General features: G+C 58.2%; 22 protein-coding genes. 5 read left to right on the forward strand and 17 right to left on the reverse strand.

Annotated elements, in window-relative coordinates; genetic code table 11:
• Window positions 1-268 precede the first annotated feature (268 nt).
• On the forward strand, window positions 269-1,471 hold the full coding sequence (gene ackA, locus CVE23_RS14805; RefSeq protein WP_038919647.1) for an acetate kinase: 1,203 nt from the start codon (window positions 269-271) through the stop codon (window positions 1,469-1,471).
• A 91-nt stretch (window positions 1,472-1,562) separates the two neighbouring features.
• Window positions 1,563-3,704, forward strand: coding sequence for a phosphate acetyltransferase (pta, locus tag CVE23_RS14810; protein WP_038667461.1), 2,142 nt, complete (start codon window positions 1,563-1,565; stop codon window positions 3,702-3,704).
• Between the two features lie 104 nt (window positions 3,705-3,808).
• Here pta and yfcD read toward each other — a convergent pair whose 3' ends face one another.
• Both yfcD and yfcE read right to left on the reverse strand, forming a co-directional pair.
• A complete protein-coding gene (gene yfcD / locus CVE23_RS14815; RefSeq protein WP_049853705.1) occupies window positions 3,809-4,420 on the reverse strand; it encodes an NUDIX hydrolase YfcD in 612 nt (203 codons plus the stop codon).
• Window positions 4,421-4,510: 90 nt separating this feature from the next.
• On the reverse strand, window positions 4,511-5,062 hold the full coding sequence (gene yfcE, locus CVE23_RS14820; protein WP_038667458.1) for a phosphodiesterase: 552 nt from the start codon (window positions 5,060-5,062) through the stop codon (window positions 4,511-4,513).
• Between the two features lie 242 nt (window positions 5,063-5,304).
• Between yfcE and yfcG the strand changes: the two genes are divergently transcribed.
• Both yfcG and CVE23_RS14830 read left to right on the forward strand, forming a co-directional pair.
• Window positions 5,305-5,934 carry a GSH-dependent disulfide bond oxidoreductase gene (yfcG, locus tag CVE23_RS14825; RefSeq protein ID WP_038919649.1) on the forward strand — a complete coding sequence of 210 codons (630 nt, stop codon included), beginning with the start codon at window positions 5,305-5,307 and terminating at the stop codon, window positions 5,932-5,934.
• Window positions 5,935-6,206: 272 nt separating this feature from the next.
• Window positions 6,207-7,115, forward strand: coding sequence for a TIGR01777 family oxidoreductase (locus CVE23_RS14830; protein ID WP_100849824.1), 909 nt, complete (start codon window positions 6,207-6,209; stop codon window positions 7,113-7,115).
• Between the two features lie 41 nt (window positions 7,116-7,156).
• Here the strand turns inward: CVE23_RS14830 and hisP are convergent, their stop codons facing one another.
• The 14 genes from hisP to pdxB all read right to left on the reverse strand — a co-directional run bounded on the left by hisP (window position 7,157) and on the right by pdxB (window position 20,968).
• On the reverse strand, window positions 7,157-7,930 hold the full coding sequence (hisP, locus tag CVE23_RS14835; protein ID WP_038919652.1) for a histidine ABC transporter ATP-binding protein HisP: 774 nt from the start codon (window positions 7,928-7,930) through the stop codon (window positions 7,157-7,159).
• Between the two features lie 38 nt (window positions 7,931-7,968).
• Entirely contained in the window at window positions 7,969-8,685 is a 717-nt protein-coding gene (locus tag CVE23_RS14840) for an ABC transporter permease (RefSeq protein WP_038667446.1), read from the reverse strand.
• Entirely contained in the window at window positions 8,678-9,367 is a 690-nt protein-coding gene (locus CVE23_RS14845; RefSeq protein ID WP_038919653.1) for a histidine ABC transporter permease HisQ, read from the reverse strand. The genes CVE23_RS14840 and CVE23_RS14845 overlap by 8 nt, the downstream gene beginning before the upstream one ends.
• 68 nt (window positions 9,368-9,435) lie before the next feature.
• Complete coding sequence (locus tag CVE23_RS14850) at window positions 9,436-10,215, reverse strand: lysine/arginine/ornithine ABC transporter substrate-binding protein (RefSeq protein ID WP_038919654.1); 780 nt, start codon at window positions 10,213-10,215, stop codon at window positions 9,436-9,438.
• A 387-nt stretch (window positions 10,216-10,602) separates the two neighbouring features.
• Window positions 10,603-11,172: a UbiX family flavin prenyltransferase gene (locus tag CVE23_RS14855; RefSeq protein ID WP_038919656.1), complete on the reverse strand. Its 570-nt coding sequence runs from the start codon at window positions 11,170-11,172 to the stop codon at window positions 10,603-10,605.
• 140 nt (window positions 11,173-11,312) lie between these two features.
• Window positions 11,313-12,830 carry an amidophosphoribosyltransferase gene (purF, locus tag CVE23_RS14860; protein WP_038919657.1) on the reverse strand — a complete coding sequence of 506 codons (1,518 nt, stop codon included), beginning with the start codon at window positions 12,828-12,830 and terminating at the stop codon, window positions 11,313-11,315.
• A gap of 30 nt (window positions 12,831-12,860) precedes the next feature.
• Window positions 12,861-13,352, reverse strand: coding sequence for a colicin V production protein (gene cvpA / locus CVE23_RS14865; protein ID WP_024106620.1), 492 nt, complete (start codon window positions 13,350-13,352; stop codon window positions 12,861-12,863).
• A 481-nt stretch (window positions 13,353-13,833) separates the two neighbouring features.
• Window positions 13,834-14,700: a cell division protein DedD gene (gene dedD, locus CVE23_RS14870; RefSeq protein ID WP_100849825.1), complete on the reverse strand. Its 867-nt coding sequence runs from the start codon at window positions 14,698-14,700 to the stop codon at window positions 13,834-13,836.
• Window positions 14,690-15,958 carry a bifunctional tetrahydrofolate synthase/dihydrofolate synthase gene (gene folC, locus CVE23_RS14875; RefSeq protein ID WP_038919660.1) on the reverse strand — a complete coding sequence of 423 codons (1,269 nt, stop codon included), beginning with the start codon at window positions 15,956-15,958 and terminating at the stop codon, window positions 14,690-14,692. Before folC ends, dedD begins: the two co-directional genes overlap by 11 nt.
• 79 nt (window positions 15,959-16,037) lie before the next feature.
• Window positions 16,038-16,949, reverse strand: a complete 912-nt coding sequence (gene accD / locus CVE23_RS14880; RefSeq protein WP_038919661.1) for an acetyl-CoA carboxylase, carboxyltransferase subunit beta — start codon at window positions 16,947-16,949, stop codon at window positions 16,038-16,040.
• Window positions 16,950-17,179: 230 nt separating this feature from the next.
• A complete protein-coding gene (locus tag CVE23_RS14890) occupies window positions 17,180-17,845 on the reverse strand; it encodes a DedA family protein (protein WP_369831404.1) in 666 nt (221 codons plus the stop codon).
• Window positions 17,846-17,908: 63 nt separating this feature from the next.
• The gene (truA, locus tag CVE23_RS14895) at window positions 17,909-18,739 is read right to left on the reverse strand and encodes a tRNA pseudouridine(38-40) synthase TruA (RefSeq protein ID WP_038919662.1); all 831 of its coding nucleotides are present in this window, start codon (window positions 18,737-18,739) and stop codon (window positions 17,909-17,911) included.
• Window positions 18,739-19,749 carry an aspartate-semialdehyde dehydrogenase gene (locus CVE23_RS14900; RefSeq protein ID WP_100849826.1) on the reverse strand — a complete coding sequence of 337 codons (1,011 nt, stop codon included), beginning with the start codon at window positions 19,747-19,749 and terminating at the stop codon, window positions 18,739-18,741. The genes truA and CVE23_RS14900 overlap by 1 nt, the downstream gene beginning before the upstream one ends.
• An 85-nt stretch (window positions 19,750-19,834) precedes the next feature.
• On the reverse strand, window positions 19,835-20,968 hold the full coding sequence (pdxB, locus tag CVE23_RS14905) for a 4-phosphoerythronate dehydrogenase PdxB (protein ID WP_038919665.1): 1,134 nt from the start codon (window positions 20,966-20,968) through the stop codon (window positions 19,835-19,837).
• 513 nt (window positions 20,969-21,481) lie between these two features.
• Between pdxB and flk the strand changes: the two genes are divergently transcribed.
• Window positions 21,482-22,696 (forward strand): flagella biosynthesis regulator Flk, encoded by a 1,215-nt coding sequence (gene flk / locus CVE23_RS14910; protein ID WP_049853710.1) that lies wholly within the window; start codon window positions 21,482-21,484, stop codon window positions 22,694-22,696.
• Between the two features lie 125 nt (window positions 22,697-22,821).
• On the opposite strand, the gene fabB is transcribed toward flk, so the two are convergent.
• Window positions 22,822-24,042: a beta-ketoacyl-ACP synthase I gene (gene fabB, locus CVE23_RS14915; protein ID WP_038667395.1), complete on the reverse strand. Its 1,221-nt coding sequence runs from the start codon at window positions 24,040-24,042 to the stop codon at window positions 22,822-22,824.
• Window positions 24,043-24,111 lie beyond the last annotated feature (69 nt).

Below are 24,111 nucleotides of genomic sequence, written 5' to 3' on the forward strand. Positions count from 1 at the left end.
TCGTTGCGTCGGCTGGCGAATCCGGTCACTGTTGATTCAGCGCGTAGCGAACGTCATGTGTGTCTGCTGTCGCCGTTTTTGCCGCGCCGATGTCGCCAGGCCGGGGCGTTTCATACGCTGCCGGGCGGTTGTTACATCGGCGTTTTCCGCCGTCATGTCTGGAAAAATCACCCGGCCATGATGTTAATCATAAATGTCAACCGCCTTCTGCGCTACGCTGGCTGTTGTGTGACATTTTTTTAACCATGTATAACAAGTAGGTACTTCCATGTCGAGTAAGTTAGTACTGGTCCTTAACTGTGGCAGCTCTTCCCTGAAGTTCGCCATCATTGATGCCGTCAACGGAGACGAATACCTGTCTGGCCTGGCCGAGTGTTTCAATCTGCCTGAAGCGCGCATCAAATGGAAAATTGACGGTGGCAAGCAGGAAGCTGAACTGGGTGCCGGTGCCGCCCACAGCGAAGCACTGAGCTTCATCGTTAACACCATCCTCAGCCAGAAGCCGGAACTGTCTGCTCAACTGGTAGCAATCGGTCATCGTATCGTCCACGGCGGCGAAAAATTCACGCAATCAGCAGTGATCAATGCCGACGTGTTGCAGGGCATCAAGGACGCCGTGCCGTTCGCGCCGCTGCACAACCCGGCTCATCTGATCGGCATCGAAGAAGCACTGAAGGAATTCCCGCACCTGAAAGACAAGAACGTCGCTGTCTTCGACACCGCGTTCCATCAGACTATGCCGGAAGAAGCCTACCTGTATGCCCTGCCGTACAAATTATACAAAGAACATCACATCCGCCGTTATGGCGCTCACGGTACCAGCCACTACTTCGTTTCTCGTGAAGCGGCGAAAGTCCTGAACAAGCCGGTAGAAGAACTGAACGTGATCACCTGCCACCTGGGCAACGGCGGTTCCGTTTCCGCTATCCGCAACGGCAAGTGCGTGGATACCTCTATGGGTCTGACCCCGCTGGAAGGCCTGGTGATGGGCACCCGTAGCGGTGACATCGACCCGGCGGTGGTTTTCCACCTGCACGATTCCCTGGGCATGAGCGTGGAAAGCATCAACAAGCTGCTGACCAAAGAATCCGGCCTGCTGGGCCTGACTGAAGTCACCAGCGACTGCCGTTATGTGGAAGACAACTACGAAACCAAAGAAGACGCCAAACGCGCCATGAACGTGTACTGCCACCGTCTGGCGAAGTACATCGGGTCTTACTCTGCGCTGATGGAAGGTCGTCTGGACGCGGTGATCTTCACCGGCGGCATCGGTGAAAACGCGGCTATGGTGCGTGAACTGACGCTGAAACAGCTGGGTCTGCTGGGCTTCGAAGTCGACCACGAACGTAACCTGGCCGCCCGCTTCGGCAAAGGCGGCAACATCGCCAAAGACGGCGCCCGTCCGGCTCTGGTTATCCCGACCAACGAAGAGTTGGTCATCGCTCAGGACGCGCTGCGCCTGACCGCCTGATAAGTCTCCCCACTCCGTCAGCTTCGGCTGACGGAGTTGTTTTAGAAGCATCGTTTTTGAACAACGAGCAACCGCAAACAGAGGTTAAGCCGTGTCCCGTACAATCATGTTGATTCCTACTGGCACCAGCGTGGGCCTGACCAGCGTCAGCCTGGGTGTCATTCGTTCCATGGAACAGAAAGGCGTGCGCCTGAGCGTATTCAAGCCTATCGCACAGCCGCGTTCCGGTGAAAACGCACTGGATCAGACCACCACCATCGTCCGCGCCACCTCCGCCATTCCGGCCGCCGAGCCGCTGACGATGAGCTATGTGGAGTCGATGCTGAGCAGCAACCAGCAGGACGTGCTGCTGGAAGAGATCATCGCCCGCTATCACGAAAACACCAAAGACGCGGAAGTCGTGCTGGTAGAAGGCCTGGTGCCGACCCGCAAACACCAGTTCGCCAACGCGCTGAACTATGAAATCGCTAAAACGCTGAACGCGGAAATCGTCTTCGTACTGGCGCTGGGCAACGATTCCCCGGCTCAGTTGAAAGAGCGTCTCGACATCGCCCGTTCCAGCTTCGGCGGCAGCAAGAATAAAAACATCACCGGCGTTATCATCAACAAGCTGAACGCACCGGTGGATGAACAGGGTCGCACCCGTCCCGATTTGTCCGAAATTTTCGATGATTCCACCAAAGCCAGCGTCGCCAATATCGATCCGAAGCTGCTGTTTGCCAACAGCCCGCTGCCGATTCTGGGTTGCGTGCCGTGGAGCTTCGATCTGATCGCTACCCGTGCCATCGACATGGCCAACCACCTGAACGCACGCGTGATCAACGCCGGCGACATTCAGACCCGCCGCGTGAAATCGGTGACCTTCTGCGCCCGCAGCATTCCGCATATGCTGGAACATTTCCGTCCGGGTTCGCTGCTGGTCACCTCCGCCGACCGTCCGGACGTACTGGTTGCCGCCTGTCTGGCCGCCATGAACGGCGTTGAAATCGGCGCCCTGCTGCTGACCGGTGGCTACGAAATCGACCCGGCCATCAGCAAACTGTGCGAACGCGCCTTCCAGACCGGCCTGCCGGTATTCATGGTTAATACCAACACCTGGCAGACCTCGCTGAACCTGCAGAGCTTCAACCTGGAACTGCCGGCCGACGACCACGAACGCGTGGAAAAAGTACAGGAATACGTGGCGCGCCATATCGATACCCAGTGGATCGATTCGCTGACCGCAGCGTCTGAACGCTCACGCCGCCTGTCTCCGCCGGCTTTCCGCTATCAGCTGACCGAACTGGCACGTCAGGCAAGCAAACGCATCGTGCTGCCGGAAGGCGACGAACCGCGTACCGTCAAGGCTGCCTCCATCTGTGCCGAACGCGGCATCGCGCAGTGCGTGCTGCTGGGCAACCCGGATGAAATTCAGCGCGTAGCGGCTGCGCAGGGCGTTGAACTGGGCAAAGGCATCGAGATCGTCGATCCGGTCGAAGCTCGTGAGCGCTATGTACCGCGTCTGGTCGAACTGCGTAAGAGCAAAGGCATGACCGAAGTGGTCGCCCGCGAGCAGTTGGAAGACAACGTGGTGCTGGGCACCCTGATGCTGGAACAAGGCGAAGTAGACGGTCTGGTATCCGGCGCCGTTCACACCACCGCCAACACCATCCGTCCGCCGTTGCAGTTGATCAAAACCGCACCGGGCAGCTCGCTGGTATCCTCCGTGTTCTTCATGCTGCTGCCGGAGCAGGTTCTGGTCTATGGCGACTGCGCCATCAACCCGGATCCGACCGCTGAACAGCTGGCTGAAATCGCTATTCAGTCCGCCGACTCCGCCGCCGCTTTCGGCATCGAACCGCGCGTAGCGATGATCTCCTACTCGACCGGTAACTCCGGCGCCGGCAGCGATGTGGATAAAGTCCGCGAAGCGACCCGCCTGGCGCAGGAAAAACGCCCGGATCTGGTGATCGACGGTCCGTTGCAGTACGACGCCGCCATCATGGCCGACGTAGCGCAGTCCAAGGCGCCGAACTCACCGGTTGCCGGTAAAGCCACCGTGTTCGTGTTCCCGGACCTCAACACCGGCAACACCACCTATAAAGCGGTACAGCGTTCCGCCGACCTGATCTCCATCGGGCCGATGCTGCAAGGCATGCGTAAGCCGGTTAACGACCTGTCCCGCGGCGCGCTGGTGGACGACATTGTCTACACCGTAGCGCTGACCGCCATTCAGGCCACCCAGATCGCCTGATCGACGGCATGACCGGCGCATCTTTCGATACGCCGGTAAGACAGAAGCAAAAACGCCAGCAAACGCTGGCGTTTTTTATGGATAACCCTTCGGAACAACCTAACTCAATGCTCTTCTTCCACCGCGTCGCGATCTTCCGTTCCAGCCGAATCATCGTTCTGGGCGCGTGACGACACACGTTGCGGTTTAACGTAGTCGTTGCTGCCGCTGTTGCGGCTTAGCCATAACGACAACGCCTTGAGTGAATCCGGGGTGAACTCATCGCAGCGCGCCGTGATCTCCTCCGGCGTCAGCCAGCTGACTTCGTCAATCTCTTCCGCCTGCAGGGCGAACGGGCCGTGCATTACGCAACTGAACAGCGCGCCCCATACCCGGCAGTCATCGCTTTCATAGTAAAACAGACCGTGCTCGGCAAACGGCACGCCGGCGATTCCCAGCTCCTCTTCCGCTTCACGGCGCGCCGATTCCAGCAGATTTTCACCGCTTTGCACCACGCCACCTGCGGTTGCATCCAGCCAGCCGGGGTAAAAATCTTTGGTTTCGGTGCGGCGCTGGACCAGAATTTTGCCCATGCCATCATGTACAACAATGTAGGTAGCACGGTGCCGCAGGTGCTGAGCGCGCATCTGCTGGCGACTCGACTGGGCGATAACCTCGTTGTTTTCATCAACGATGTCGACCCACTCCGTGCCTGCCGTCTGTGTTTGTTCCACCATCCTCTGAAACCCTTTCGTCGTGGCGCGGTCACGCGCATCAGTTTTTAAAAATATTGGAATTATTGATGTGATGTGAGAGTAGCGTCTAAGTTAGTGGCTAATCGCAACCTGTGCAATAGCCTCCCCACCCTGCAATGGCACAACCTGCAACACGCCGTTATCCAGCAGGCCGTAACTGGCGGGATAGCCGCCTTTTGGCAGGCTGACAGAGCCGGGATTGAAACAGTAAATATCGTCACGTCGCTCGGCCACCGGGATATGGGTATGACCGAACACCAGTACGTCGCCGGCGTGCAGCGGCGGCCGTTTTTCCGGGTGATAAAGGTGCCCGTGAGTCACAAATAAGCGGTTGTCAGGCAGCAGCACCTGTTGCCAGGGCGCGGTGATCGGAAACTGCAACAGCATCTGGTCAACTTCGCTGTCGCAGTTACCCCGCACCGCCATAATCTGTGAAGCATAACGGTTCAGCAGGTTCGCCACATCCGCCGGCTGGTAACGATCCGGCAACGGATTGCGGGGGCCGTGGTTGAGAAAATCGCCCAGCAGGATCAGCCAGTCGGCGCCGCTCTGTTCAAAACGGGTCAACAGGGTTTCAGTGGCAGACAGCGAGCCATGCAGGTCAGACGCAAACATCAGTTTCATAATTCTATCCCGATGCGTGAGAAGATTGGGTCCCGCTATAGTACCAAAAACCCATGTCATCACCGGTCAAAATTATCGGCTTATTGCTTTTCCGCACAGATACGCGCCGCCCGGAGCGAAAGGGAAAGGATAGCCATAACGGTTATTTATGTTTCAGGCGGGAAAGTGCTAGGCTTTGCCTGCCAACTGTTTTTCAGAGTCCTCAGTTTCTGGCTGATGACTCCCCTATGGAGAGATGAGTCATGATTGACGTGTACTACGCCCCTACCCCGAACGGTCACAAAATCACCCTGTTCCTGGAAGAAGCACAGTTACCTTATCAACTGCACCACGTGGATATCGGCGCTGGCGATCAGTTCAAACCCGAATTTCTGGCAATTTCCCCCAACAACAAAATTCCCGCCATCGTGGATCGGCAACCTGCCGATCGGGGCGAGCCGATCAGCCTGTTCGAATCCGGAGCCATTCTGCTTTATCTGGCCGAGAAAACCGGCCAGTTCTTGAGCACCGACGTACGGGAGCGCGCCGCCACGCTGCAATGGCTGTTCTGGCAGGTGGCCGGTTTCGGGCCGATGCTGGGGCAAAACCACCATTTCAACCACTACGCGCCTCAGCCGGTGCCTTACGCCATTGACCGCTATCAGAAAGAAACAGAGCGGCTGTACGGCGTGCTGAACACGCAGTTGCGCCACCACACCTGGCTGGCGGGCGATGAGTACAGTATTGCCGACATCGCCACGTACCCCTGGGTAGTGTCTCACGAACGCCAGCGCATCGACATTGATGCCTTCCCGGCGGTGAAAAGCTGGTTTGAGCGCATCCGTGAACGCCCAGCCACGCAGCGCGCCTACCAACTCGCGGCGAAAGCCTAATCGGGCTAGCCGCCACGCCCGGTTTACCGGGCGTGATTTTCCCTCGATGATTTACCGCCATCAAACTATTTTCCGTCATCCTGCCACGCTACGCTGTTGGTTTGAAAAGTGCTTGTTCCGCTGATAAAAGTTCCCTGAGATGTGGTTAATATCACCGGCAGGCGAAAGCGAATCATCTATGCTGAAACCGAGATGGAGAGACGGTGTTCCAGCGGGCGTAGCACGACTGCCCGGCGGAAGGGAATAACCTGACATACGAAGCGAGGCCAGCTATGAAGCTATTGATCACCGGGGGAACCGGCCTTATTGGACGTCATCTGATTACGCGTTTGCTGTCCCTGTCACATCAGGTAACCGTAGTGACCCGCTCTCCGGAACGCGCGCGACGGCTGTGGGGCGCTCAGGTTGATTACTGGCGCGGGCTGGAGGAGCAAACCTCGCTGGACGGTTTTGACGGCGTCATCAATCTGGCGGGCGAGCCGATCGCCGACAAACGCTGGACCAAAGCCCAAAAAGCGCGGTTGTGTCAAAGCCGCTGGGATATCACCCGCCAGTTGACGCAGTTGATTCGCCATAGCCAAACGCCGCCTTCTGTGTTTCTGTCCGGCTCGGCCGTCGGCTATTACGGCGATCAGGGGCAAGCGCTGGTGACCGAAGATGAACCGCCTCACGATGACTTCACCCATGAACTCTGCGCGCGCTGGGAGGCGCTGGCGCTGGAAGCGGAAAGCGACCAAACCCGCGTCAGCCTGTTGCGCACCGGCGTGGTGCTGTCTGCCGAAGGCGGCGCGCTGACAAAAATGCTGCCGCTTTTCCGGCTGGGATTAGGCGGCCCGATCGGCTCCGGCAAGCAATACCTGCCGTGGATCCATATCGACGATATGACCAACGCTATTTTGTACCTGCTGGATAACCCGATTCTGAGCGGCCCGTTCAACATGGTGTCGCCCTATCCGGTGCGTAACGAGAAATTTTCCGCCATGCTGGCGAGCGCGCTGGATCGCCCCGGCTTTGTGCGCACGCCCGGCTGGGCGCTCAGGATACTGATGGGTGAAGCGGCGACGTTGCTGCTGGGCGGGCAACGGGCTATTCCGCAGCGGCTGGAGAAAGCCGGTTTCGGTTTTCGCTTCTTTGAACTGGAAGAGGCGCTGAACGATTTGCTGCGTCCCCGCGCAGGCTGAGCGGGCCAACCGGTGCGGGGACGACGTGACGGTACGGAACGTTACTTCAGCGCACCGGACAGGAACTGCTGCAAACGCGGGCTTTGCGGGTTGCCGAACACCGCCTCCGGCGGCCCTTCTTCCTCCACCAGCCCCTGATGCAGGAAAATCACATGGCTGGAGACATGCCGGGCGAACTCCATTTCGTGGGTCACCACCACCATGGTTTTGCCCTCTTCCGCCAGTTGCTGCATGATGCGCAACACTTCACCCACCAGCTCCGGATCCAGCGCTGACGTAGGCTCGTCAAACAACAGCACATCCGGCTCCATCGCCAGCGCGCGGGCGATGGACACTCGCTGCTGCTGGCCGCCGGACAAATCGGACGGGTATTTCTCCTGTGATGCGCCGGTGATCCCCACCTTGTTCAGGTAGAACTCGGCCCGTTTGCGGGCTTCCGCCTTGCTCAGCCCCAGCACCTGCACCGGCGCTTCCATCACGTTTTCCAGTGCGGTCATGAAGCTCCACAGGTTGAAATGCTGGAATACCATAGTCAACCGGGTGCGCAGCAGCTGTAGCTGTTTCTTGTCGAATACCTTGAGCTGCCCGTCTTTGTCCCGCACCATGTGAATTTCCTGACCATTCACATGGATCGACCCTTCACAGGGTTTTTCCAAAAAGTTAATACAGCGCAACAAGGTGCTTTTACCCGACCCCGATGAACCGATAATAGAAATAACGTCCCCGGCTTTAGCCTGTAATGAAATGCCTTTCAGCACCTCATGCTGACCATAACGCTTACGTAATTCCGTCACCATCAGCTTATTATTCTGCATGCTTTGTCTGTTCCTGCACTATTTAATGGAATGAACGGTTAATGGGATGAACGGGTATGAAGATGCCGTAACCAGCGGCGCTCAGCCTTTCTGAACAACGAGATCAGCACGAACGATACCGCCAGATACATCACGCCTGCGATGCCGAACGCGTAAAACGGCTTGTAGGTAGCGGCGTTGATGTCGCGCGCCACTTTCAGCAAATCCGGCACGGTCACGGTAAAAGCCAGCGCGGTGGAATGCAGCATCAGGATGACTTCGTTGCTGTAGGCAGGCAACGCGATGCGCAGCGCGCCCGGCAGAATGATGCAGCGGTACTGTTTGAAACGCGAAAAGCCATAGGCGCGGGCAGCTTCGATTTCGCCATGCGGCACCGAACGAATGGCGCCGGCGAAGATTTCGGTGGTATAGGCGCAGGTATTAAGCGCCAGCGCCAGAATGGCGCAATTCAGGCCGCTGCGGAAAAACGCGTTCAGCAGATCGGTGCCGCGCACGATTTCCAGGCTGTACACGCCGGAGTAGAACACCAGCAGTTGCACATACAGCGGCGTGCCGCGAAACACATAGGTAAAGGCCCATACCGGCAACCGGTAGCGGCGACGGGGCGAAACACGGGCTACCGCCAGCGGAACCGCCATCAACCCGCCGATGGTCACCGACACAATCAGCAGCCACAGCGTCATCGCCAGCCCGGTGAGGCGATAGCCGTCACTCCACAGCAGGGCCTGCCAGTATTGTTGCAGAATCTCACTCATAATTTACTTTCCGGACTCCCTGCGAGTAGCGTTTTTCCAGCCACCACAGCACCCCATTGGAAAGGGTGGTAAAAATCAGATACAGCACGCCGGCCACAATGGCGAAAAAGAACGGATGATGGGTTCCCTTTCCGGCCAGTTGGGTCGCTTTTATCACGTCGCTCAACCCCAGCAGCGACACCAGCGCGGTCGATTTGAGAATCACCTGCCAGTTGTTGCCGATTCCCGGCAGCGCAAAGCGCATCATTGATGGGAACATGATGCGGCGAAACACTTTCATCGGCGTAAAACCAAACGCCACCGCCGCCTCAATCTGACCGCGAGGCACCGCCAGATAAGCGCCGCGGAAGGTTTCGGTGAAATAGGCGCCGTAAATAAATCCCAGCGTAATAATCCCCGCCGCCAGCGGGTCGATATCGATCTGATCCAGGCCAAGCGCTTCGGTGAGGCTGTTGAGCGCCATCTGCAGACCGTAAAAAATCAGCAGCATCAGGACCAGATCCGGTACGCCGCGAATCAGGGTGGTGTAACCGGAAAAACAGCCGGACAACAATCGACTGGACGACAGCTTGGCCGCCGCCCCCACCAGACCGATCAGCAGCGCCAGCACCAGCGAGCACAACGCCAGTTGCAACGTCATGCGCGCGCCATCCATGATTAATTCGGAATAGCCATAAAGCATTACATCAATCCGCTCAGAAAAGGCACACATCTGCCTGCACGGAGCAGGCAGAGGTTAATCAGGAAGGCTTATTCGCCGTAAACGTCGAAGTCAAAATACTTCTTGGCCAGCGTGTCGTAGGTACCGTCTTTGCGCATGGCCGCAAAGGCTTTATCCAACGCGGCTTTCAGTTCGGTTTCGTTCTTGCGCAGCCCCATACCGGTGCCGACGCCGAACAGTTTGTCGTCTTTCACCGCCGGGCCGGCAAACACATACTCTTTGCCTGCGGCCTGTTTCAGGAAGCCTTCGCTGCCCGCCACTTCATCCTGGAATGCGGCATCAATACGGCCGGCGGTCAGATCAGCATAGATCAGATCCTGATTCTGGTAGGCGACAACATCAACGCCTTTCGGCTGCCAGTACTGGTTGGCGTAAGATTCCTGCGTGGATGCCTGCAGCACGCCGACACGCTTACCTTTCAGCGCCTCCAGCGTCGGCAGAATCGGCGAGCCCTTTTTGGCGATCAGACGGGCATTGGCTGCGTACAGTTTGTCCGTAAAGGCGATTTCCTGCTGGCGTTTCTCGGTGATGGACAGGGAGGAAATGATGGCGTCGATCTTTTTCGCTTTCAGCGACGGGATCAGCGCGTCGAAATCACTCTCGACGAAAGTACAGTTTGCCTGAATGCGTTTGCACAATTCTTTTGCCAGATCGATATCAAACCCGACCAGTTGACCACTGGCGTCCTTGGATTCAAACGGCGCATAAGTGGGGTCGGTGCCAATCTTGATATTTTTCGGAACCTCGGCGAGGGCACTGCCTGCTGCGAATACCAGCGCAAGGGGCAAAAGTTTCAACATTTTTTTCATTGCGTTACCCTTATTTTATGATTGTGTATGCCTAAGTGATTCGTGAAATCTGACCGCGAAATTGTTGTGATGAATGCGTTTGCCGTGTGCGTTAATCCGCACGTTGTTTGTCAAAACATAGCAAATTTTATGCCATAAAGAATATGCAATTCTGCATAAAATCAGGCGTGGTGATCATGATAGCCGCATCAATATAATCAATGAATTATGTCAACTCATGCTATCGGGATAACGACCAGGACGCGAGTGATTCGCATTAAATGCACGATATTGGTGCATATCGATGCACCATAAAAAACATCACGCCACAAAAAAGTGCAAACCTTCACTCCGACACCGGCCGGCCCGGTGACGCGATGACATGGCTTATTATTGCAAATGAGGCGGTTACGCACCCTGCCAGCGCGTAAACAGATCCTGGGGCAGCGCAATGTCAAACTGATCAATCACCCGGTTGACGGTCTGATCGACGATATCCTGCACAGTTTGTGGGCGGTGATAAAACGCGGGCACCGGCGGCATGATCACCGCGCCCATTTCGGCGGCGGCATTCATCAGGCGCAAATGACCGAGGTGGAGCGGCGTTTCCCGCACGCACAGCACCAGCGGGCGACGCTCTTTCAGCACCACGTCCGCCGCGCGGGTCAGCAGGCTGTCGGTATAGCTATGGGTAATGCCGGATAACGTCTTGATGGAACAGGGAAGAATCGCCATACCTGCCGTTTTGAACGAGCCTGACGAGATGCTGGCGGCGATATCGCGGGAATCGTGCACCACATCGGCCAGCGACTGCACATCGCGCACGGTCAGATCGGTTTCCAGCGACAGCGTTTGCCGGGCCGCCGGGCTCATCACCAGGTGAGTTTCAATCCCGGCGATCGGCTGCAGTACCTGCAACAACCGCACCCCATATATCACGCCGCTGGCGCCGGAAATACCGACAATCAGTCGCTTCATTCTCACCTCTCAGACCCACCGCAACAGAGACGGTAAAACATGTGCGCTGACTTTGCCGCATCACCAGAGGATTGGCAAGAATAACAGCGACAAAAAAGGGAGCCTGCGCTCCCTTTTTAACCACGATTAGCGATCGATCATCACCCTTCGTTGTGCAGTTCCAAATCTTCGACTTCATTCTGACTGCGCATCGCCTTGGCGTCGTCGTTACGCAGTGCTTCCAGATAGTCCAGATAGTCCTGATCCACGTCTTTGGTGACATAGACGCCGTTGAACACTGAGCATTCAAACTGAACGATTTCCGGGTTGTCTTCACGCACCGCTTCGATCAGGTCATTCAGATCCTGGAAAATCAGCGCATCGGCGCCGATGATCTTACGAATCTCTTCCACTTCACGACCGTGAGCGATCAGTTCGTTGACGCTCGGCATATCAATGCCGTACACGTTCGGGAAACGGATCTCCGGCGCAGCGGAGGCCAGATAAACCCGACGCGCGCCGGCTTCACGCGCCATCTCCACGATCTGCTGAGAAGTGGTGCCGCGCACGATGGAGTCATCCACCAGCAACACGTTCTTGCCGCGGAATTCCGCCCGATTGGCATTCAGCTTGCGACGTACTGATTTAATGCGGGTTTGCTGGCCCGGCATGATAAAGGTACGGCCGACGTAGCGGTTCTTCACAAAGCCCTGACGGTACGGCTTGTTGATGATGCGGGCGATTTCCAGCGCGATATCGCAGGACGTTTCCGGAATCGGAATCACCACGTCAATATCCAGCTCTTCCCACTGGCGGGCAATCTTTTCGCCCAGCTTCTGGCCCATACGCACGCGGGCGCTGTAGACCGAAATCTTGTCGATGAAGGAATCGGGACGGGCAAAATAGACATATTCGAACAGGCACGGGTGGCTTTTCGGGTTTTCCGCGCATTGACGGGTGAACAGCTGGCCGTTCTCGGTAATGTATACCGCTTCGCCCGGCGCCACATCGCGCAGAAATTCAAAGCCCAGCGTATCCAGCGCCACGCTTTCCGACGCCACCATGTACTCGTTGCGGCCATCCTGCAGCTCGCGCTTGCCGATAACCAACGGACGAATGCCGTTCGGATCGCGGAAAGCCACCATACCGTGACCGATGATCATGCCGATGCAGGCATAAGCGCCGCGAATCTGCTGATGCACCGCCGCCACGGCGGCAAAAATGTTGTCCGCTTCCAGCGGATAATGCTGGAAACGATCCAGCTCTTTGGCAAACACGTTCAGCAGGATTTCAGAATCCGAGGTGGTATTGACGTGACGGCGCCCTTCTTCAAACAGCTTTTTACGCAGTTCATGGGCGTTGGTCAGGTTACCGTTGTGGGCCAGCGTAATCCCGAACGGGGAATTGACGTAAAACGGCTGGGCCTCTGAGGCACTGGAGCTGCCTGCGGTGGGATAGCGCACGTGGCCGATCCCCATGTTGCCCTGCAACCGTTGCATGTGCCGGGCTTCAAACACATCTTTCACCAGGCCATTGGCTTTGCGCAGGCGAAAGTAGTTGGCATCATTAATGGTGACGATGCCCGCGGCATCCTGCCCACGGTGCTGTAACACCGTTAACGCGTCATAAATCGACTGGTTGACCGGTGTAAAACCGGCGATACCGACAATACCGCACATGTGGTCTTTTCCTCATCAGCGCTACCGCGGCTAGATGTGCCGCGGCAAGAAACTCGACGTGCTTTGCAGGTAGTCAAAAAACCACCTGATGATATAACTGAATTGCGGGATTAAATGGGACTGCTTCCAGTCGGCACTCTGTGAAAAACCGGTGAAGGTATCCAGAAAGAACAGCAGCGCGGAAACGATCAACACACCGCGCAATGCACCGAAGCAAATGCCCAGTACCCGGTCAGTGCCTGACAGTCCGGTGCGTTCAACCAGCGAACCGATCACATAATTAACGATAGCGCCCACAATCAACGTCGCAATAAACAGAATGGCAATGGCGATACCGTTGCGCACCAGCTCATCATTAAACCGCGTGAAATAGACCGCGAGATAGGCATAGTAGTGGCTGGCGATAAAGAACGCCGCCCCCCAGGTCACCAGTGACAGCGCTTCACGTACAAACCCCCGGATGAGACTGACCAGAGCCGAGAATCCGATAATACCGATAATGACGTAATCAACCCAAACCATGAACTATCCTAATAATGAACGATGACAATCGCAGCGCCGGTCATCCTGTTCGCGGCGCATTCTAACAGAAAAAGAAAACGTTTGCGTAGCGTATTTCCCGCCGATTTTTTCGATAGGCGAAGAAATAAAAAAAACCTCTCGCCGCCATACGGATAGCGCCCCTGTCCGTCGCGCGCCGCCGATAGCGGTTCAGTGCTCCGCCACAAAACTTCAGTGCTCCGCGCACAAAATAAAGGGGCAAGGTCGCCTCGCTCCCCTACCCCTGCTTGTATATACCCGTCATACTTCAAGTTGCAGATGCGTTGGCTGCTCTCGCTCACCCCAGTCACTTACTGATGTAAGCTCCTGGGGATTCACTCTGTTGCCGCGTTACAAGGCTCTTATGAGCCTTGCCCTAAAGGTCCAACGCGTTGCGTTGTTCAACACGTGAACGTGTTGTCCTGCAACTCGAATTATTTTGGGTATAGGCTGATTAGCCGCCTTAGCGCGCGCTGTACGACCGGACTTGCCCGCTCAGCCCACTAAGCTGCTGCAACTCGCCCAGCGCCGACTGCAATTTCTGCTTCGAGGCATCCGGCCCGACGTAGATACGGGTTATCTGCCCCGCCACTGGCGCCGACGGCACGGTATAGGCCCGATAACCGGACAGACGCAGCTTGGCGACAATCTCATTGACCTTATCGGCATTCTTCAGCGCGCCCAATTGCACCACAAAGGCCTGACCGGCTGGCGTCTGCTCCTGAGGCGTCGGCTTGCTTTCCGGCGCTTTGTTTTCCGTTTTGGCTTCCGCCGCGCGGGTGTCGGCCGGTTTTTCAGCCGGCTTACTTTCGGCCTGCTTACTTCCGGCCAGCTTACTTTCAGCCGCCTTGCTCTCCGTCGCTTTCGCCTCGGGCTTCGGCCGGCTTTCCGGTTTGGTTTCCGGTTTTTTGGCTTCAGGCTTCGCCGGCTGCGCCTTCATCGCTGGCGGCGCCACTTGCTGAACCGGCGCACGTGGTTCTGTCACCACCGGCGCCGGCGTTGCGGCCGGGCGGGAAGACGACGGCTGGGACGCGCCATGACGGGCGGAGGATTGCGCGGAATCCGGCTCTTCAGCCGTTTCCGCAGCGGACGCATTCTTACTCTGCATCGCCGCCTCGGCCCCTTCAGGCGGCTGGGCCGGCAGCGACTGATTTATCGGCGGCATCGACTCCGCTTCCAGCGTATCGCCCGGTTTGGGAACCAACGGGATAGCGGCGAAGTCATCTTCATAATGCTTTTTCTTACCATCCAGCAGGCCGGGGAGCACGATCACCCCCAGCGCCACCAGCACAACAGTTCCTACCAGGCGATTCTGAAATTTACTCGCCATGCGTTCCGCTCCCGTCCAGCGCTTCCATCACATGCGCGACAGTATGGAAAGAACCACAAACAATCACTACATCATCTTCGCCGGCGTCCTGCATCGCCTGCCGCCAGGCCGTCGCCACATCCGGGAATGACGTACAGTGATCCAGATGCGTGGCCAGCAGCCCGGCATCGGCGCCGCGCGGCCCCTCCAGCGGAGCGCAATACCACACATCCACCTGCGGCTTAAGATGCGCCAGCGTGCCGGGGATGTCTTTATCCGCCAGCATGCCAATCACCGCCCGAACCCGGCCGGCGCGCGGTAAATCAGCCAGTCGCGCGGCCAGGTAGGCCGCAGCATGAGGATTATGCGCGACATCCAGAATCAACAACGGCTTTTCGCTCACAATCTGGAAACGTCCCGGCAATTGCGCCTGACGCAGCCCCTGACGGATGGCGTCGACAGTCAGAACAATGTCGGAGGCTTGCAGCGCCGCCAGGGCGGTCGCCGCATTCGCCAGCGGCACGGTAGGAATGGGTAATCCATCATAATGAACATCGCCGCTCTGCCAGCGCCAGCCGCCGTCCTGCAGTGAAAACTGCCAGTCAGACCCACGCCGAAACAGCTGCGCGCCTTTTTCCTGCGCTACGGCGGCAATCGATGCCGGCATATCCGGTTCGCCCACCACGGCCGGTCGGTTCCCGCGGAAAATGCCCGCCTTTTCACGGCCGATGCTTTCCCGGTCGTTACCCAGCCAGTCGGTGTGATCCAGCGCGATGCTGGTAACGACCGCGACATCGGCATCCACGATATTGGTGGCGTCCAGACGGCCGCCCAGCCCGACTTCCAGAATCACCACATCCAGTTGCGCCTGCTTGAACAACCACAGCGCCGCCAGCGTGCCGAACTCAAAATAGGTCAGCGAAGTGCCGTTGCGACCGGCCTCGATCGCGGCAAATGCCTCGGCGTGCCGGGACTCCGGCAATTCGCGGCCCTGAATGCGCACTCGTTCGGTATAACGCAGCAGGTGTGGTGAACTGTACACGCCAACCCGTAGCCCGGCGGCGCTCAAGATGGATTCCAGCGTGCAGCACGTGGTGCCTTTGCCGTTGGTGCCGGCTACGGTAAACACGCGGGGAGCCGGTTGCAGCAGATGCAGGCGTTCCGCCGCCAGTTGGATGCGCTCCAGACCGAGGTCGATGGTCTGGAAGTGTAGATGTTCAAGATAGTGAAGCCACGTGGCCAGAGGCGACGTGGCTTGAGGTGTCTGAAGATTATCCATGAGTCCCGTTCACTGACTTACGGTTGATTGCTGCCGGGAACACGGCAACAACGCCGCCCTGCTCCCGGTACATCATTGATTAGGCTTCACTCTGTGATTCAGGCGAGACGGGCGGCCGCGCCACGGCAGATTCCTGCGGCTCCGGGCGATTCGTCAACCGGGACAGGATGCTCGCCAGTTTGTAGCGCATATCCGCACGACGGACGATCATATCGATGGCGCCTTTTTCCAGCAGGAATTCACTGCGCTGGAAGCCCGGCGGCAGCTTTTCACGCACCGTCTGCTCAATAACGCGCGGGCCGGCAAAACCGATCAGCGCTTTCGGCTCGGCGATGTTCAGATCGCCCAGCATCGCCAGACTGGCGGACACGCCGCCCATCGTCGGGTCGGTCAGCACCGAAATGTACGGCAAGCCGCGTTCGCGCATTTTCGCCAGCGCCGCGCTGGTTTTCGCCATCTGCATCAGCGACATCAGCGCTTCCTGCATACGGGCGCCGCCGCTGGCGGAGAAGCAAACCAGCGGGCAGTTGTCTTCCAGCGCCTGCTCAACGGCACGGACAAACCGCGCGCCGACGACAGACGCCATAGAACCGCCCATGAAGGAGAATTCGAACGAAGCGGCGACCACCGGCATGTCGTACAGCGTGCCCTTCATCACCACCAGGGCGTCTTTTTCGTCAGACTGCTTCTGCGCCGAGACGATACGGTCCTTGTATTTTTTGGAGTCTCTGAATTTCAGGACATCTTTAGGCTCCAGCTCGCTGCCCAGTTCCACCATGCCTTCTTTGTCCAGAAACGCATGGAGACGAGCCCGGGCGGACAACCGCATGTGGTGATCACATTTCGGACACACTTCCAGGTTGCGTTCCAGCTCGGCGCGGTAAAGCACCTGACCGCAACTGTCACATTTAGTCCACACCCCTTCAGGAATATTCGCCTTGCGGGTTGGCGTGACATTACTTTTATTAAGAATTCGTTCAATCCAGCTCATTGATAACCTTTCTGCTTGAACCTGGCACCAGCCAGTACGCTGCTACACGTTACCCCATCCCTGGCAACGCCGCCGATAAAGCGATATCGCATCCCGGATACGCCGGGATAAGACATTGGCATTCAGGCTTGTTTATACAAACACAGCCATAAATGCTGCTCATTAAACCATAACGATCCGGACGTGTGGATAAAAAACTGGTCAAACCGGATGTTAAAATAATTTTCCACTTATTTCATATTTTGCCGCGTCAGGGCGCGCTTATGCCGCCAGAACTCGATCAACCCCGGCAGAATGGAGATGAAGATGATCGCCACGATCAATAACTTCAGGTTCTCCTGCACCACCGGCAGATCGCCGAACAGGTAGCCGGCATAGGTGAACAACAGCACCCACAGCAGCGCCCCGGTCACGTTGTACAGGGCGAACTCGCGGTAACGCATGTGCCCCATCCCGGCGACAAAGGGCGCAAATGTTCTCACAATCGGCACAAAGCGCGCCAGAATTATTGTCTTGCCGCCGTGACGTTCATAAAACGCATGGGTGCGATCCAGATAGCTGCGCCGGAAAATGCGCGAGTTGGGATTGCGGAACAATTTCTCGCCGAACAGTCGGCCGATAGTGTAATTCACCGCATCGCCCAACACGGCGGCCACCAACATCAGCGTCACCATCAGGTGAACGTTCAGGTCATTGGTCGGCAACGCGGCCAGCGCGCCCGCCACAAACAGCAGCGAATCGCCGGGCAGGAACGGCGTGACCACCAGGCCGGTTTCACAAAACAGAATCAGGAACAGAATCGCGTAGATCCACACGCCATACTGCGCCACCAACCCGGCCAGATGCACATCAATGTGCAGGATGAAATCAATGATAAACCGTACAAAATCCAGCATAATCGCGTCCTTATTCAGTTCAAATGCCGACTTCGCCGTTCGTTGACGACGCGCCAGTTACCCTTAAATCGCCTCATCCGGCAGAAACAGCGGTCCCATCGACGCGCATGGAATACCGAAATCCTGCGGATAATCCACCGAAACCAAATACAGTCCATCGGCTTTCGCCGTCGCGGCGGCCAGCGTTCGATCCTTTGCCGCCAGCAGTTCGGCCATCCAGTTTTCCGGCTGGTTGCCGCACCCGATTTCCATCAGGCTGCCCACAATGTTACGCACCATATGATGCACAAACGCGTTGGCCTTGATATCCACCACGACATAGTCCCCCTGACGCACCACCCGCAGGTGCATCAGGTTACGCCAGGGCGTGCGCGACTGACACTGCACCGCCCGGAACGAGGTAAAATCGTTCTCGCCCAGCAGGCACTGACCGGCGCGGTGCATGCGCTCGGCATCCAGCGGCAGGTAGTAGTGCGTCACGCCCCGCGACAGGATCGCCGGCCGGAAGCGCCGGTTATAAATCACGTAGCGGTAACGACGAGCGGTGGCGCTGAAACGGGCATGAAACGCGTCATCCACCGTTTTCACCCAACGCACCGCGATATCCGGCGGCAGGTTGGCGTTGACGCCCATAGTCCAGGCGGCATCCTTACGCACCGACCGGGTGGTGAAATGCACCACCTGCCCGGTCGCATGCACCCCGGCGTCGGTGCGACCGGCGCAAAATACGTCGATTCGCTCGTTCGCCACCTGAGACAACGCCGCCTCCAGGCAACCCTGAACGCTGTCCACCTCAGCCTGACGCTGCCAGCCGTAATAACGACTGCCGTCATACTCGATCCCCAGGGCGATTTTCAGCGGCGCCTCGTCATCCGCGTGCTGCAACGCCGTCATTACCCCAGGTACTCCTCAATCAGCCGCTCGGCGGTTTCCACCGCCATCAGCGCGCCGCCGAAACGGATATTGTCGGCCACCGACCAGAACTGCAACAGTTCGGGAATGCCGTAATCGTTGCGCAGGCAGCCAATATTCAGTTGTACATTGCCGGACGCGTCTTCCACCTGCGTCGGGTAGTCGTCTTCCTCGCTCAGCGCCACATCGCCCGCCTGCGCCAGTACGTCGCGCGCTTCATCGGCAGACAGCGGGCGCAGCGCTTCCAGATGCACCACCTGCGCATGACCATAAAACACCGGCGACTGTACGCAACTGACCGAAATCGGCAGGCCGTCGTCCTGCAATACCTTACGCACCTGCTCCACCAGCCGACGCTCTTCACGCACGCTGCCTTCGGTATCCGCCAGCAGCGGCAACAGGTTGAACGCCAGCTGTTTCGGGAACAAACCCGGCTCGGCCGGAATACCGTTGAGCAGACGAGCGCTCTGACCGGCCAAGTCATCCACCGCCGCCTTGCCGTGAGCCGACACCGACAGCAGGTTGGTCACATGCAGACGCGACAGCCCGGCCTGCTCCATCAGCGGTTTGATCGCGGTGAGCAACTGGCTGGTCAGGCTGTCCGCCACCGCCACGAGATTGCGGTTGCGGTAATCCGCCAGCACGTGCGGGTTGACGCCCGGCACCACCAGCGGCACGTCCGGCTCCAGCGCGAACAGGCCGCTGCTGTCAATTACCAGACAACCGGCGTTGCCCGCCGCGTCGGCATAGCGGGCGCTGGCTTCCATACCGGCGACGAAAAAAGCCAGTTGTACCTGCGACCAGTCGAAATCCGCGGCGTTTTCCACCCGCAGCGAACGGCCGCTAAAACGCAGGCTCTCGCCGACGCTGTTTTCACTCGCCAGCGCATAGAGCTCACCCACGGGAAACTCACGTTCCTGCAACAGCTCCAGCAAAGCGGTGCCGACGGCGCCGGTCGCGCCCAGCAGCGCGATATTCCAGCCATTGGACATGTGATCGTTCTCCCCAACAATAATGAATAAAACACACCGGACGATGATCGCACCGCCCGGATTAATCTGATTTTGATACAGGAAATTAGTGATCGTTGACCGACGCGGTGAAACCCAGCCGGTTCAGCCGGTCTGCACTCTCCCGATCGGCGCAGACGACATGCAGCGATGACCACTCGCGCCGCTCCTGATAGAACTTGCGCAACCGGTCAAATTCGCCGGGTACATGCGCCACCTGACGCAGCAGGGCGTCATCACGGCGCACATCATACACCAGATGCACCAACCGTTTGAGCTGACGCTCATCCAGCGGCACGGTCAGGGTGACCTCGGACAGTTCCGGCGCCGGCAGCAGCGACGACAAGGCGACCTGTTGCGGCTGACCGATGAAATGGCTCCAGGCTTCGAAAACCTGGGTGGTGCCGCGCGCTTTGCCTTCCAGCGTATAACCGGCGATATGCGCGGTGCCGATGTCGACCCGATCAAGCAGTTCGATGGACAACTCCGGCTCCGGCTCCCACACATCCAGCACCACGCTGAGGTTTTTGCCGCCTTGCAACGCCGTCAGCAAGGCGGCGTTATCCACCACCGGACCACGGCAGGCGTTGATCAGAATGACGCCGTCTTTCAGACGCGCCAGCAGCGCGGCATCCACGCTGTGCCAGGTGGCGTAAGGGCCGTCTTTCAGCAGCGGGGTGTGAAAAGTCAGCACATCGGCCTGCGCCACCACCTCGTCCAGCGACAGGAACGGCCCGCTATCGCCGCGATCCGCCCGCGGCGGGTCGCACAGCAGCGTGCGGACGCCCAGCGCCGTCAGCCGGTCATTGAGACGGGAGCCCACGTTGCCTACCCCGATAATGCCGACGGTACGATCCGTCAGATTGAAGCCATCGCGTTCCGCCAGCATCAGCAGCGAGGAAAACACATACTCCACCACCGCAATCGCATTGCAACCGGGCGCAGCGGAAAAGGCGATGCCCTGTTGGCGCAGAAACGCTTCATCGACATGATCGGTTCCCGCCGTCGCCGTACCGACAAATTTCACCGCTTTGCCGGTCAGCAGGTCGGCGTTCACTTTGGTGACCGAACGCACCATCAGCGCATCCGCCCCGTTCAGGGCATCCGTCGGAATCGGCCGCCCCGGCACCGCCGTCACCTCGCCCAGACGGCTGAACAGCGTCTGCGCGTAAGGCATATTTTCATCAACTAGGATTTTCACGTTGGCTTTCCTGATAGACCGCTGACGACACCCGCGCCGCAGCGATGAAACGAAGGGCATTATTCTGCCACAAACCGGCACAGGGTAACACTGACGACGGGAACGGCACCCGCCGGCGTTCTGGCATCATACCGGGCCGCAAGAAACCGTTGTCAAAGCGGCAGGCTGGTTACTGTGGAACCGTGTTGTCACATCATCATGGATATGCCCGATCAGGCCGGCGGCAATCCGTACCCGCAGCCCGCCCACCGTAGCCCCGGCACCGGCCGCATAACGCGAGCGCCGCGGATTACTCTATCTCCGCGCGCCGCTTTGCCCGTCGGAATCGGCGCGCGTCACGCCGGTCATGCGTTTTCTCGCCTTTTCGTTCGGTTCAGCGGAATTTTCGCCTGTTCACGCCCGACGAACTATCGGTAATACCGCGCCGTTGTTATGATGACAGTGGGTATGATGGCGATAATTTCATCGGGTTGATGCGAAATCCCGTCGAGCGTTTACGGTAAGGATCACACCATGCAACCGATCAGTAACCCCGGCAATGTTTCCCTGCAGGGAGAAAAAACGCTGGAAACCGCGTTGTCGAAAACCGCGACATCCCAGACGGACGATTCACCGCTCACGCTGGCGCAGCGCACCACGCTGGAAAAGCTGGTGGTGCAGATTTCCACCCTGAGCGGCGCCAAGCCGGCGGAAGTCTGGGCAACCGTGCGCGCAGAGCTCGGCACGAAAAATAACGCGGAGTTGCTTGCCAGCCAGTTTCCGGCTGCCGAGCAGAGTTTGCAGAACCGACTGACGACCGTACAGGGGTCGCAGGATACCCGCCAGTTGCTGCAACAGCTGACCAGCCTGCTGTCGCAGGGGAATAACCGTCAGGCCGTCAGCGATTTCATCCGCCAGCAGTTCGGCCACACGGTGCTGAGTTCGCTGACGCCCTCGCAGCTAAAGCTGGTGGTGACGCTGCTGCAAAACGGCCAGTTGCCGCAGGCAGCCACGCTGTTGTCCACGGGGGGCAATACCCTGCCGTTTGGCAATACCGCGACAGGGCAGCCGATTCAGTTTCCCCAGACGCCTACCGCCGCCACCATACCGCCGCCGCTGCCGCAAACGTCTCAGCAACTGGCGGCCATGCTGCAAGCCGGCGTCATTCCGGACGGGTTCACCGCCAATTCATCGCCGGCGGCGACCGCGCTGCTGGACCGCGCGCTGCTGCCCGCGGAACACAACCAGCTCAACCAGTTGGTGTCAAAGCTGGTGGCGCTGACCGGCGAATCGCCGGGTAAAGTCTGGCAAACGATGATGGACATGCAGGGATTGAAAACCGGCGATCCGATTCCGGCGAAGAACTTTCAGGTGTTAAGCCAGTTCCTCAACACCCAAAGCATTCTGTTGCAGCAGCATACCCTGCCCACCCTGCATACGCTGCAGGCGGCGCTGAAACAGCCGCTCGATCAGCAGGAACAACAACTGTTGCAGGATTTCACCCGCAGCACCCTGAACATTACGCCACAAACGCCGCTCACCCCTTCGCAAATCAGCGACGTGGTGACGTTCCTCTACCGCCGGCGACTCCAGCAGATCCAGGAGGCTTCCGCCGCGCCGTTGCAGCCGTTTATCAACCCGCTCATCGTCGCCTTGCCGCAGGAATGGCGGTCGCTGGTCAATAAACCTATCGGGCTGGCGCTGGTAGCGATCCTGGTGGTGGCCTTGCTGATGTGGGTCGTGCTGTAAGCTGATGTGAGTAGTGCTGTAACGCGCGGGAAATCAGAGAAAGCGGCAGAGAAAAGCGGATTGGCGGCAACGATCGTCAGACAAAAAAATACCGGGCAAGCCCGGTATTTTTTATATTTTCGCGGTTACTGCGCGTATTTGCGCATCACCAGCACGGCGTTGGTGCCGCCGAAACCGAAACCGTTGGACATCACGGTAGTCAGCTGACGTTCGGTCGGCTCGGTGACGACGTTCATGCCTTGCGCCTGCTCGTCCAGCGTTTCAACGTTGATGCTCGGCGCAATGAAACCGTGCTCCAACATCAGCAGCGTATAGATGGCTTCCTGCACGCCCGCGGCGCCCAGCGAGTGACCGGTCATGGCTTTGGTGGAAGAGATCGGCGGAACGTTGTCGCCGAACACCTGACGGATCGCCCACAGTTCTTTCACATCGCCCACCGGCGTTGAGGTGCCGTGAGTATTGATGTAATCCACCGGGGTATCGACATCCTGCAGCGCCAGCTTCATGCAGCGCACCGCGCCTTCGCCTGACGGGGCTACCATGTCGGCGCCATCGGACGTCGCGCCATAGCCAACCACTTCAGCGTAGATATGCGCGCCGCGCGCCAGCGCGTGCTCCAGCTCTTCCACGACCACCATACCGCCGCCGCCGGCGATAACGAAACCGTCGCGATCCGCGTCATAAGTACGGGAAGCGCGTTCCGGCGTCTCGTTGTATTTGGTAGACAGCGCGCCCATAGCGTCGAATTCGCACGCCAGTTCCCAGCACAGCTCTTCGCCGCCGCCGGCGAACACGATGTCCTGTTTGCCCATCTGAATCTGCTCGACCGCGTTGCCGATGCAGTGCGCGGACGTAGCGCAAGCGGAACTGATGGAGTAGTTGACGCCGTGGATTTTAAACGGCGTCGCCAGACAGGCGGACACGCCGGAAGCCATCGCCTTGGTCACGACATAAGGGCCGACCGCTTTCAGGCCGCGTGGGCTACGCATAGCGTCAGCGCCAAACACCTGGAAACGCGGGGAACCGCCGCCGGAACCAACGATCAACCCTACGCGCGGATTGTTCTGGTAGGCTTCTTCGGACAGCCCGGAATCCTTGACGGCTTCTTCCATGCACAGGTAAGCGTAAATAGAGGCATCGCTCATGAAACGTACAATTTTACGTTCAATCAGGCCCGCCGTATCCAGCTTGACGTTACCCCAGACGTGGCTACGCATGCCAGAATCTTTCAGCTCTTCGGAGAAAGTGATGCCAGAACGGCCTTCACGCAGGGATGCCAGCACTTCCTCTTTGTTATTACCGATGCTGGACAGAATACCCAGACCAGTAATCACCGCACGTTTCATTCAATACCTCTTCCGCTTGTAGAGTTTGGATTTAGCTCCGCACTTTAGCGTACAGATGTAAGCTGAACA

Source organism: Dickeya fangzhongdai, from assembly GCF_002812485.1.
GTDB lineage: Bacteria > Pseudomonadota > Gammaproteobacteria > Enterobacterales > Enterobacteriaceae > Dickeya > Dickeya fangzhongdai.

What these genes read in the sequence shown, in the direction of transcription:
- ackA (WP_038919647.1), top strand. Translation starts at nt 269, where the DNA reads ATGTCGAGTAAGTTAGTACTGGTCCTTAACTGTGGCAGCTCTTCCCTG.
- CVE23_RS14900 (WP_100849826.1), bottom strand. Translation starts at nt 19,749, where the DNA reads ATGTCCAATGGCTGGAATATCGCGCTGCTGGGCGCGACCGGCGCCGTC.
- fabB (WP_038667395.1), bottom strand. Translation starts at nt 24,042, where the DNA reads ATGAAACGTGCGGTGATTACTGGTCTGGGTATTCTGTCCAGCATCGGT.
- CVE23_RS14850 (WP_038919654.1), bottom strand. Translation starts at nt 10,215, where the DNA reads ATGAAAAAAATGTTGAAACTTTTGCCCCTTGCGCTGGTATTCGCAGCA.
- cvpA (WP_024106620.1), bottom strand. Translation starts at nt 13,352, where the DNA reads ATGGTTTGGGTTGATTACGTCATTATCGGTATTATCGGATTCTCGGCT.
- CVE23_RS14845 (WP_038919653.1), bottom strand. Translation starts at nt 9,367, where the DNA reads ATGCTTTATGGCTATTCCGAATTAATCATGGATGGCGCGCGCATGACG.
- CVE23_RS14840 (WP_038667446.1), bottom strand. Translation starts at nt 8,685, where the DNA reads ATGAGTGAGATTCTGCAACAATACTGGCAGGCCCTGCTGTGGAGTGAC.
- dedD (WP_100849825.1), bottom strand. Translation starts at nt 14,700, where the DNA reads ATGGCGAGTAAATTTCAGAATCGCCTGGTAGGAACTGTTGTGCTGGTG.
- accD (WP_038919661.1), bottom strand. Translation starts at nt 16,949, where the DNA reads ATGAGCTGGATTGAACGAATTCTTAATAAAAGTAATGTCACGCCAACC.
- CVE23_RS14855 (WP_038919656.1), bottom strand. Translation starts at nt 11,172, where the DNA reads ATGAAGCGACTGATTGTCGGTATTTCCGGCGCCAGCGGCGTGATATAT.
- CVE23_RS14830 (WP_100849824.1), top strand. Translation starts at nt 6,207, where the DNA reads ATGAAGCTATTGATCACCGGGGGAACCGGCCTTATTGGACGTCATCTG.
- CVE23_RS14890 (WP_369831404.1), bottom strand. Translation starts at nt 17,845, where the DNA reads ATGCTGGATTTTGTACGGTTTATCATTGATTTCATCCTGCACATTGAT.
- purF (WP_038919657.1), bottom strand. Translation starts at nt 12,830, where the DNA reads ATGTGCGGTATTGTCGGTATCGCCGGTTTTACACCGGTCAACCAGTCG.
- yfcE (WP_038667458.1), bottom strand. Translation starts at nt 5,062, where the DNA reads ATGAAACTGATGTTTGCGTCTGACCTGCATGGCTCGCTGTCTGCCACT.
- truA (WP_038919662.1), bottom strand. Translation starts at nt 18,739, where the DNA reads ATGACGGCGTTGCAGCACGCGGATGACGAGGCGCCGCTGAAAATCGCC.
- flk (WP_049853710.1), top strand. Translation starts at nt 21,482, where the DNA reads ATGCAACCGATCAGTAACCCCGGCAATGTTTCCCTGCAGGGAGAAAAA.
- yfcG (WP_038919649.1), top strand. Translation starts at nt 5,305, where the DNA reads ATGATTGACGTGTACTACGCCCCTACCCCGAACGGTCACAAAATCACC.
- hisP (WP_038919652.1), bottom strand. Translation starts at nt 7,930, where the DNA reads ATGCAGAATAATAAGCTGATGGTGACGGAATTACGTAAGCGTTATGGT.
- yfcD (WP_049853705.1), bottom strand. Translation starts at nt 4,420, where the DNA reads ATGGTGGAACAAACACAGACGGCAGGCACGGAGTGGGTCGACATCGTT.
- folC (WP_038919660.1), bottom strand. Translation starts at nt 15,958, where the DNA reads ATGGATAATCTTCAGACACCTCAAGCCACGTCGCCTCTGGCCACGTGG.